We start from the raw sequence: 10,616 nt of genomic DNA, 5'->3' as shown, positions 1-10,616 counted from the left end.
AGTTTTTTTTTTATATTTAACCTCAACCAAAACATCTACTATGAAAAAAATAGCCCTTCTTTTTGTTCTATTTAGTTCAATTTTTTCCTATTCTCAAGACACAATTTATTTTGATAAAAATTGGAAAGAAACAACGAAAGCCAAATCCAACTTTTATCGTCCTTTACCGTTAAAAAAGTATGGTGAATTGGTTTTGCTTAAGGATTATTACAACAATGGACAACTTCAATTTCAAGGATATATTTATCCAAAAGATGAAAACAAATATGTTGGTGATGTTTTTTGGTATGATGAAAATGGTTTTGACAATGGTTATCGACAAAATATTAATCTTAGTGATCAAAAAGAATTAATCTATTATAACACCGACGGATCTATTTGGAAAAAAATTAAATACAGAGATTTTGGAGAAAAAACCGAAATTATAATTTACCACAATGGAAAAGAGTTAATAAATGGTAAAATTACGAATGGAAATTTTACCGGAAGTTTTTCTCCAAATAGGCCAGATTTATATTACGATAATCCTTTTTATGAAAATTATGAAAGTATTCCGCCACCTGTAAGCGTCACTGCTCCTGCTATTTCTTATAATGACACAAAAAAAACTCCTGATAAAATTTATAAAGAAGTTATCTATTGGCAAAATGGGAAAATTGCCAAAGAAACAATCAACAAAAATTATTCACAAGAACCTTCTAAATATTGGGATTCTACTGGAAAAGAAATTGAAAAAAGTTCGAAAGAGAAAAAAATTGATATTGAATTTTACACCAAAAATGGTTTTGCAATTCAACCAAAATCTAAGACAGAAACTACAATTCATGAAAATGATTATCTAGTAACCAAAATTTTGTATGATAAAAATGGGAAGATTAGTAATGTTAGCAAACAACAAAATGGTAATCGAGTTGAAGAAAAAATTTATACAAATGGAAAAGAAATTATCTTAAAATATAAAGATGATAAACCATTTGAAGGCAATTTCGATGATACAATTGGACGTTACAATTCTATTTACCAAATGAAAAACGGGCAAATTGTAGATGAAGCAATTACAAAAGATAGCAAAACTTCAAAAATCATTGCAAAAGGTGATTATATAAATGGAAAGCCAAACAATGGAACTTTTTATAATTTTGATGGAAATAAGATAACAATTTCTACTTATAAAAATCAGAAAAGAGACGGAATACAACAGATTTTCACAAATATTTGGGACGACAAACCTACAGAAGAATTTGAAATGAAAAATGATTTGATGAATGGTTTTAGAAAGATATATTCGGGCAAAAATTCTGTTTTAACAAGTGAATATAGAAATGGAAAACCTTACCAAGGTACGATTGTAGAAAATAATATCCTATCAATTTATAAAAATGGAAACTTGACTCAAAAAGAAGAATATGACCAATATTCAGATTATGTTAAAGTTGTTGAAACGTACGAAAACAATCAATTAAAAACGAAAACTTATAAAAACTTTTCAATCAAAGAAAAACCTCAAGCTTCTTACACTGGGATTTTTCAAAATGAAAAACCTTATGAAGGTTATTTCATCAATAAGATTATTTTGAACGAAATTCCTTTGGTTGATTTTTACGAGAAAGGCGAACTAAAATATCAGTATTCTTTTGATTTTTTGAAGCAATTAGATAATTACCAATTTTATGAATATGATCAAAAAAGTGTCTACAAAAATGGCAAAATTGTAGATGGTTTTGAGTTTTTCGATAATGATGAAGGTTTTTTATTGCGAATTGGATCCAAAAATGAAAAGGCAAATTATCTTGAAATGAATCTTTTCGCGATGAACGCTTTTAACCGATTTACGTTTGATTATAATGGAAAAGAAATCCTGATAAAAGATTTTGAGAAGCAAACTTCAATTAAATTAACAGAAAAAAATAATGGAATTTTTGCAGAAGTTTTTGATGAAAACGGAAAATTAATTGTCAACAATCAACAAAAAGAAGTACAAAAAGGTTCACCGAATTCTTCTACAATTTATAAAGTTGAAAACAATCTGCTCAAAGAAGAAAATATATCTTCGGAGAGTTTGAATCCTTTAATCGAAAAGGTTTATAAAGAAGTTAATCCAATAATTATATTGATTTATTCTTCTGTTGCTTATAATCGAACGATGAAAATAGATGATTTGTTTAATCAATTTGTAGGAATTTTTAAATCAAATAATATTCAAAAACTTTATGGGCAAGAATCATTTATAGAAGGTCCAAATAAAGTGCTTTCAAGTTTGAGATATAATAAAAATGGAAATCCTGATTGGGGCGTTAAAATTTCTGAAACGGAAAAAAAGTATTTGGTTGAATTTTATGAAGACGGAAAAATAACTTTTACTAAAAAAGTAAATTCTATCCACGAAGTTCAAGAAACGATTAACAGTCTTTTTAAAAAATATGAATAAGAATAAACTAAAAGCCGCTCATTGAGCGGCTTTTTTTTATTCACTAAATTTATCTCCTCTGAATATTTTCACAGGATTTCCTCTTGCAATAGACGTTTGATTATTCCATTTTTTTTGAACCAAGTCCTTCAATTTATTGGTTTCAAATCCTTGTAATTTCAATAACAAACGAGTTGTTGCAATTTTTTTGTTCTGATGTTGTGAACGCGAATCCATCGAAACAACTGAAATTCCACTTGGTTGATGTATCGCACGAACAGCCGAATTTACTTTGTTTACATTTTGTCCACCATTTCCAGAGCTTCGCATTGTTTGGTATATAATTTCATTCGGATTGATTGAATTTTCTTTCGGAATTTCTAATTCAAAACAACCAATAAACCAATTTTTTCGTTGATGAAATTTTCGGTATGGACTTTTACCAATCCATAAAATTGCTCCAAGCCAAGTTTTTAAAAACGTGTTTAAATCATTTCCTTCAAGTTCTATAATCACAGATGAAAGTTGATGAAAATCTTTATCCATTTCTCTTTCAATTATGTCAAACTTAATTTCAGATTTTGTGCACGCTTCCGAAAACTTTTTAAAAACATTAGTCACCACAAAATTGCATTCCGCTGGTCCTCTACCCGATGTAAGTTGAATAATTTTTTTCCTCATCATTATTTATCCATTCGTACAATTTTCGGTGTAAAAGTTCCCAACACTTTCACTAATTCAGTCTGTAAATTCATCACCGTTTTTATGTTTTTATATGCCAAAGGTGCTTCATCTACACTTCCGCCAATCAGCTCAATTCCTGCATCTTTCAATTGTGAATTCATAAAACTTTTAGTAATTGTTGATTTACATTTCGCACGCGACATTTTTCGTCCCGCACCATGCGAAGCCGAATTAATACTCAATTCATTTCCCAAACCTTCAACAATGTAACCGTTCGCGGTCATCGAACCTGGAATAATTCCTAAAATTCCTTTTCCAGCTGGCGTCGCTCCTTTACGATGAACAATTCGTTCCGTTCCTTCAACCATTTCTTTCCACGCAAAATTGTGATGATTTTCGATGTTAAAAACGATACGTTTTCCCAAAGCTTTCGCAATTCTTCGGTGAATATCATCGTGACAAGCCTTGGCATATTCGCCAGCCAAATTCATCGCTGCCCAATATTCTTGGCCATCGTACGTGTCCAAATCTAACCAAGCCAAATGCTGAACTTGCTTCGGAAGTGGACATTGTTTCGTCGCCAAATACGTATAATGTTTTGCAATATTTGCACCCAAACCACGCGAACCACTATGCGATAAAACAGCCAAATATTCTCCTGGAATCAAGTTCCATTCAGGTTTTACCTCATCTAATTTCACAATCCCAAATTCAACAAAATGATTCCCTCCACCAGAAGTTCCTAATTGTTGATAAGCTTTTGTTTTTAAACTTTTCAAGATTGGAATTTCATCAAAAATAGAACGTTCAAAAATTTCATGATCCGCTTTTAGTTTATGCGTTTCATACATTCCGAATTTGGTATGATCTTGCAAAATCTGAATCAATTTATGCGATTTTCCTTTCAAAAAACTAGCTGGCAAATCGTAAACCGAAAGACTCATTCTACAACCAATATCCACACCAACTCCATAAGGAATCACCGCATTATCCGTCGCTAAGACACCTCCGATTGGCAATCCATACCCCGAATGCGCATCTGGCATCAAAGCTCCTTTTACCGAAATTGGCAATTTCAATGCATCATATAATTGAAATTTTGCTTGCTCGTCAATTTCATTTTCTCCAAAAATCGAAAAAGGTGAACGCGTTGTTTTTAATTCTTGTAATCTAACCTCAACTGGTTTTATTAATCCTTCCGCAACTTTTCCCCAAATTCCGTGACCGATGTATTTTTCTGGCTCAAGTAAAACTTCTTTTGCTTCGTTAATAATCGTTTGTTTCTTTTCTTTTTTTCTGTATCGATGAATTTGCCCAATTGCAATATTGATCGAATTATTTTTTGGAAAGCCTATTTTTATAAAGTCCTTTCCAGAGATTTTATTTCCCATGATTAATATCTTTTAGATAACTGATGTTCTTTTTCCATCAGCATTTCAGCGATTTCAATCGCTAAATTTTTATTATTAAAAAATTTCCTTTTTGTAAAAGGATTTTTAAATTTTGGTTTTCGTTCATACGAATACCCTCCTCCAACTATTTTCTTTAAAAGGATTCCTTGATTTTTATACTTGTCAAAAAAATGATCGATTTGCGCTTCTTCGCGCTTCAAATCAATATCAAGCGGTTTGTAATACGTAATCATATTTGGTTTTATAATCAATCGAAAACGCCACGGTTGTAGAAATTCATAAATTCCTTTGAAACGTTTTGTCTTGGGATCATACACCTGAATACACACAAAATATAGACGTTCTTCATCATTCAAAATTGAATACGGACCTGAATATTCGTAAGGTTGCAATTGTTTCAACTCTTGAATTCTCTGAACATAAATTCGCTTTCCGTTTCGTTTTCGTTTTTTTACAAACTTTCGCGTTTCTGCATATTGAGAAGTATTTATTTTCTTTAGAATTTGAGTAAAAAACTCAATCTCATTTTCTTTTTTAATATCTTCTCTCAATACAAAATATCGCTCAAAACCTTTTTGACACGGCTCTTTTAAAAGAACAAGCGGAATTTCTTTTTGTTCTTTAAAAATTTCTTTTTGACGTTTATATTTCTCTCTTACATTTTTTTCTTTCGTTGTTTTTACACTTCTTTTCCTCGCTCTTTTTGTTCGTAATTGAGTAGAAAAGAAAATTGAATCTTCCATAAAATGGATTATTTAATTGCAAATAATTATTTTGAAATAATTAGCGCTAACTATTTCTTCTTCGGAAGTTTTTAGAAGTTATTCTGAATCTAGAATGGAATAATAAAAGAAAAAGCCCGAAGAATCCTCCGGGCTTTTGATATAATAAGTAAATTATTTACGATTTATAAGCACGAAGAATGCTCATTGCAAAATCTGTTGCAATAGCTAAAAACTGATATGTCGTTTCTTTGAACATTTTATTTCTTCGTTATTAAATTGTTATACGTTATGATTTTTATCAGTGCAAATTTAAGTCAATAAAATTCACATTTCCAAATCCTTTGTGAAATTTCACTAAAAATAGGGAGAAAAATATTATTGATTTTTAACATTCATTGTATCATACAACGAATAAATTTTTAGATTCTGAATTGTGTTTTTTCCACTAATAATACGAGATTCATTCGGAATTAAATCAAAAAAATTATCATCAAATTGATTATTTTCATCAAGTAAATAAACATCTTTTGCCAAAACATTTGTCGAAATTTCGAATTGGTTATGACTGATCTTTTTGATTTTAATTGTTGATTTTGTTAAAGCTAAATCTTTCGGTTTTTCGAAGAAATAATTTCTCGAATACTTTTCTCCATTTGATTCAAATTCAATTCGAAGAAAAGCTTTAGTTGAAGAAGTTCCTTTCAAAATTTCATCAGTTAATTCCATTATCTTGGTTGAAGAATTTGATAAAATAATTACATCTTTATCATTAGTCCAATGTTTATTTCCATTAAAATCTACCACAGAAAATTTTACTTTTCCTTTCAAATCTTTCAATAAGTCATTTACGATATAAATTTTGTACACATTTTCTTCTTTTTCTACTGAAATTAGCACATTTTCGAAACTTCTTTTCACTTGATAATGTAACGCTTTCCAATTTCCTAATTTATCCAAAGACGACCACGAAGTTACTGGCCAAACGTCATTCAATTGCCAATACAAACTTCCCATATTATAAGGTTTTGCACGTCGATGTGCTTCAATTGCCAACTGAATTCCGCGTGCTTGTAACAATTGAGAAACGTAGTTGTACTGCACAAAATCGGTCGGAACAACATAATCTCGCTGCATATATTCGTTGATTGTTTCCCAACCTTTTGGATGTTTTTGATGCGCTAAAATTATTGCAGAATTTTTACTCAATGTATCTTTTTCAGAAAACATTGATTTCACCGTTTCCAACGTTGGCATTCCTTGAAAACCATATTCAGAAGCAAAACGTGGAACTTTTTTTTCATACGTTTCAAACGATTCCATTCCCCACCAAACGCCCCAATAATGCGAATCTCCTTGCGTCAAACTTTCTTTTCTTCCCCAACCAACCGAAGGTGAAGACGGCCAATAGCGATTCTCTGATTTTGGTAAAATCGAATCTAAAACATTCGGAATAATATGATGAAAAGTCGTTTGATAATCTTTCCAAATACTCAACGAATCTTGTTTCGACCAGCCCATTTGTTTCTGATATCCCCAATTTTTCCACGCTTCATCAATTTCATTATTTCCACACCAAAGCGCAATAGAAGTATGATTTTTTAGGCGATTCACTTGATCAATTGTTTCTTGTTTTACATTGTGAAGAAAATCTTGATCGCCAGGATAAAAAGCACAAGCGTACATAAAATCTTGCCAAACCAACAAACCTTTTTCGTCGCATAATTCATAAAAATAATCGTCCTCATAAATTCCACCACCCCAAATACGAATCATATTCATATTGGCTTCAACCGAACTATTTATCAACTTTTCATAATCATTTTTTGAAACTCGTGAAACAAAATTATCTTGCGGAATATAATTTGCACCTTTTATATAAGTTGGAACCCTATTCACTTTAAAATAAAACCTAGAGCCAACTTCGTCTTTTTCTTGTACCAATTCTATCGTACGTAAACCAAATTTTAAATACTTAAATATCTGTTCATTCCCTTGTTTAATTTTGAATTGATAATCGTATAAATACTGTTCGCCCATTCCATTTGGCCACCATAATTTTGGATTGTGAATCGTTTCATCAATCGAAAAATGATTAATTCCTTTGGTTAATTTTTGAGTGATTATTTTCTGATTAAAATTAATTTCTACAGCTGTATTTTGTTCCGATTGGATAATAAATTTAAACTTTACTTTCGCTTGATTTTTATCCAATTTGACAATTTCATAAGACAAGTCATTCAGTTTTAAATTATTCCAAGAAATAAGTTCAATTGGTTTATAAATCGCAACCGTTACCAATCTTGGTCCCCAATCCCAACCATACTGATATTGCGCTTTTCGAGTAAAAACACGCTCACCTTCTGGTATTTATATGGAAGAAGATTTGCTAATCGTTTTCCTTCATTAGGCGACGATTTGAATTGTATTTCGAGCAAATTATTTTTATCTTTCAGTAAATCTTTGACCGAAACTTCCCAAATTCGAAACATATTATTCGCATCCAGAATTAATTTTCCGTTCAGAAAAACTTTTGCATATGTATCCAATCCATTAAATTTTAACTGAATATTTTGCGCTTTTCGTTCGGCTTCAGTCAAATCAAAAGAAGTTTTGTAGTTCCAATCTTCGTTTTCTACCCATTGCACTTTTGCATCATTAACGTCTTTGTAAGGATTTGGAATAATATTATTTAACATCAAATCGGTATGAACAGAACCAGGAATCTCAGCTTTCAGCCATTTTGAATCTCCTTTTTGTTGAAAGGTCCAATTCTCTAAATTCAAATTTCGAGTCGATTGAGCAGAAAGTTGAATAAATGTAAAAAAAGTAATAACAAAAAATAGTAATCTCCTCATTTTGTGCTGATTTTCATAAGGATAAAATTAGGTTTAAAATTCATATAAACACAAAAGAGATTATTAAAAACAATTTCTTTTGTTGAATACATAATATAGGCTTCGTTAATTATGGGAATAATAAATATGCTAAACTTAGGTTGACTCGGCTATATTTGAATTTCAGAAAAAAGCAACTGATTATTCAACCGATTTGTACAATCAAGATCAAGCGGAAACTACAAAAAAATGGAAATGATTCTTCTATCAATTTAAAACAAGTTATGCGAGAAGAAAATTTAATGGATAATGATTTTGAAAGTGCTAAATTTAGAATTCAAGAATTACATTCAAACTTTTTCAAAACGCTAAACGAGCATTCTAAGCAAAAACTAACACCTCTTAATTTGAAATATTGTTCGTATATCTATCTTGGTTTAGACACCAAACAAATTGCAACTCTTCTTAATATTGAACCAAAAAGTGTACGAATAACAAAGTATCGTTTGAAACAAAAATTTGGTCTAGTAAAAGAAGATGAATTATATACTTTTTTTCATCGGATAATTGCCTAGATTTATTTTTTAGTAAAAAACACACTTCAACTCTCGTTAATTTATTAAAATATAATTCATAATATTTTTCAAAATACTTGCAGTCTGCACGGAAAAGATTATTTTTGCCTATTCGACAAATAGAATATGAAAAATATCCGTAATTTCTGTATTATCGCCCATATTGACCATGGTAAAAGTACCTTGGCCGATCGTTTATTGCAAGTAACAAACACGATTTCTGATCGTGAGTTACAAAATCAAACTTTAGACGATATGGATTTGGAACGCGAACGCGGAATCACAATTAAATCGCACGCCATCCAAATGGAATATGAAAAAGATGGTGAAAAATATATTTTAAATTTAATTGACACTCCTGGTCACGTGGATTTTTCTTACGAGGTTTCTCGTTCGATTGCCGCTTGTGAAGGAGCTTTGTTAATTGTAGATGCTGCACAAAGTATACAAGCACAAACCATTTCTAACCTTTATTTGGCTTTAGAAAATGATTTGGAAATCATTCCAGTTTTGAACAAAATCGATTTACCTTCTGCAAATCCAGAAGAAGTAACAGACGATATTGTTGATTTGATTGGTTGTGATCCCGAAGATGTTTTGCGTGTAAGTGGAAAAACAGGTGAAGGTGTGTTAGAATTGTTACACACAATTATCGAGAAAGTTCCTGCACCAGTTGGTGATCCAGATGCACCGTTACAAGCCTTGATTTTTGACTCTGTTTATAATCCTTTCCGAGGAATTGAAGCTTTTTACAAAGTGGTAAATGGAGAAATCAAAAAAGGAGATCAAGTAAAATTCATGGCTACCAACAAAAAATATGGTGCCGATGAAATTGGAACATTAAAACTGAATCAAGTTGAGAAGAAAGTCATTAAAACTGGAGATGTAGGTTATATTATTTCTGGAATTAAAGAAGCTTCTGAGGTAAAAGTTGGAGATACAATTACATTAGTTGAGAATCCTGCAAGCGAAGCTATTGATGGTTTCGAGGAAGTAAAACCAATGGTTTTCGCTGGTATTTATCCGGTTGACACAGAAGATTACGAAGATTTGCGTGCTTCTATCGAAAAGTTACGTTTGAATGATGCTTCATTAACTTTTGAGGCTGAATCTTCTGCTGCATTAGGTTTCGGTTTCCGTTGTGGATTCTTAGGAATGTTACACTTAGAAATTATTCAGGAGCGTTTAGAACGTGAGTTCAACATGACGGTAATTACAACTGTTCCTAACGTTTCGTATGAAGCGTACTTGGAAAAAGATCCAGAAAAAATGATTCCGGTTCATAATCCATCTGAATTACCAGATCCATCAGGATTAAATCGTGTTGAAGAACCATATATTCGAGCAGCAATCATTACAAAATCTGAATTCGTAGGTCCTGTAATGAGTTTATGTATTGAGAAACGTGGTGAATTACAATCTCAAAACTATTTAACTCAACATAGAGTAGAAATGATTTTCAATATGCCTTTGGCTGAAGTTGTTTTCGATTTTTATGATCGATTAAAATCTATTTCAAAAGGATATGCATCGTTTGATTATGCACCTTCTGGAATGAAAGCTTCAAAATTGGTAAAAGTTGACATCATGATTAACGGTGAAGTTGTAGATGCTTTATCTGCCTTAATTCACGTTGATAATGCCTACAATATTGGAAAGAAAATGTGTGAAAAATTACGCGAATTAATTCCTCGTCAACAATTTGATATTCCAATTCAGGCAGCGATTGGTGCAAAAATTATTGCGCGTGAAACAATCAAAGCGTTACGTAAAGACGTTACGGCGAAATGTTATGGTGGTGATATTTCTCGTAAACGTAAATTATTAGAAAAACAGAAAGCTGGTAAGAAGAAAATGCGTCAAATTGGACGTGTAGAAGTTCCGCAATCTGCTTTCTTAGCTGTTTTGAAATTGAATGATTAAAATTTTTATATAATTATATAAGAGCTACTTTTTAAAGTAGCTCTTTTTTTTTGAAC

8 protein-coding genes are annotated in these 10,616 nt (G+C 31.2%); 3 read left to right on the top strand and 5 right to left on the bottom strand.

What is annotated here, in order from left to right; translation table 11 throughout:
• The first annotated feature begins 40 nt into the window (after positions 1-40).
• A complete protein-coding gene (locus tag B3R94_RS00210; protein ID WP_114997789.1) occupies positions 41-2,428 on the top strand; it encodes a hypothetical protein in 2,388 nt (795 codons plus the stop codon).
• Positions 2,429-2,464: 36 nt separating this feature from the next.
• On the opposite strand, the gene prfH is transcribed toward B3R94_RS00210, so the two are convergent.
• The 5 genes from prfH to B3R94_RS00185 form a co-directional block, all read right to left on the bottom strand.
• Positions 2,465-3,091: a peptide chain release factor H gene (gene prfH, locus B3R94_RS00205; protein ID WP_260392007.1), complete on the bottom strand. Its 627-nt coding sequence runs from the start codon at positions 3,089-3,091 to the stop codon at positions 2,465-2,467.
• Entirely contained in the window at positions 3,091-4,482 is a 1,392-nt protein-coding gene (locus B3R94_RS00200) for an RtcB family protein (protein ID WP_125350039.1), read from the bottom strand. The genes prfH and B3R94_RS00200 overlap by 1 nt, the downstream gene beginning before the upstream one ends.
• A 2-nt stretch (positions 4,483-4,484) precedes the next feature.
• Positions 4,485-5,246: a hypothetical protein gene (locus tag B3R94_RS00195; protein WP_125350038.1), complete on the bottom strand. Its 762-nt coding sequence runs from the start codon at positions 5,244-5,246 to the stop codon at positions 4,485-4,487.
• Positions 5,247-5,603: 357 nt separating this feature from the next.
• Positions 5,604-7,595 carry a beta-mannosidase gene (locus tag B3R94_RS00190; RefSeq protein WP_407933556.1) on the bottom strand — a complete coding sequence of 664 codons (1,992 nt, stop codon included), beginning with the start codon at positions 7,593-7,595 and terminating at the stop codon, positions 5,604-5,606.
• Positions 7,520-8,083, bottom strand: a complete 564-nt coding sequence (locus tag B3R94_RS00185; RefSeq protein WP_280049416.1) for a glycosyl hydrolase 2 galactose-binding domain-containing protein — start codon at positions 8,081-8,083, stop codon at positions 7,520-7,522. Before B3R94_RS00185 ends, B3R94_RS00190 begins: the two co-directional genes overlap by 76 nt.
• A gap of 263 nt (positions 8,084-8,346) precedes the next feature.
• Here B3R94_RS00185 and B3R94_RS00180 point away from each other — a divergent pair, with 263 nt between their 5' ends.
• Together B3R94_RS00180 and lepA are read left to right on the top strand one after the other, a co-directional pair.
• Complete coding sequence (locus B3R94_RS00180) at positions 8,347-8,637, top strand: helix-turn-helix transcriptional regulator (protein ID WP_125350036.1); 291 nt, start codon at positions 8,347-8,349, stop codon at positions 8,635-8,637.
• Between the two features lie 126 nt (positions 8,638-8,763).
• Positions 8,764-10,560, top strand: a complete 1,797-nt coding sequence (lepA, locus tag B3R94_RS00175) for a translation elongation factor 4 (RefSeq protein ID WP_038332533.1) — start codon at positions 8,764-8,766, stop codon at positions 10,558-10,560.
• The last annotated feature ends 56 nt before the right edge of the window (positions 10,561-10,616 follow it).

Origin of the sequence: Empedobacter sp. UBA7611, from assembly GCF_002484365.1 — a bacterium.
Taxonomy (GTDB): domain Bacteria; phylum Bacteroidota; class Bacteroidia; order Flavobacteriales; family Weeksellaceae; genus Empedobacter; species Empedobacter falsenii_B.
This window is presented reverse-complemented; position numbering and strand designations above follow the sequence as displayed.